Source organism: Providencia rustigianii DSM 4541, assembly GCF_000156395.1.
GTDB classification, from domain to species: domain Bacteria; phylum Pseudomonadota; class Gammaproteobacteria; order Enterobacterales; family Enterobacteriaceae; genus Providencia; species Providencia rustigianii.
Genome location: NZ_GG703819.1, coordinates 623,497 through 623,959 on the forward strand (window position 1 = coordinate 623,497; position 463 = coordinate 623,959).

The 463-nt window shown below is 47.5% G+C and carries 1 rRNA gene; it reads right to left on the reverse strand.

From position 1 onward, the window contains the following. Positions 1–43: 43 nt before the first annotated feature. A 5S ribosomal RNA gene (rrf, locus tag PROVRUST_RS12725) occupies positions 44–159 on the reverse strand. Positions 160–463 lie beyond the last annotated feature (304 nt).

Here is a 463-nt window from a genome sequence, read left to right on the forward strand (position 1 = left end):
CGCAAAAAAGCCACCCAATGGGTGGCTTCTCGGCTAATTTAATGTCTGGCAGTTCCCTACTCTCACATGGGGAGACCCCACACTACCATCGGCGCTACGGCGTTTCACTTCTGAGTTCGGCATGGGGTCAGGTGGGACCACCGCGCTATTGCCGCCAGACAAATTCTGTTTATTCCCGTTTAAGTCTTTTCTTAAACCAGAACATCAATCCTGAACAAGCTGCTGTGTCCTTCACCTTTCGGCTTCTCACTCGCTATTGAAAATCAACTTTATCTCTCTAAAACACCTTCGGTGTTGTCAGGTTAAGCCTCACGGTTCATTAGTATTGGTTAGCTCAACGTATCGCTACGCTTACACACCCAACCTATCAACGTCTTAGTCTTAAACGTTCCTTTAGGACCCTTAAAGAGTCAGGGAAGACTCATCTCAAGGCAAGTTTCCCGCTTAGATGCTTTCAGCGGTT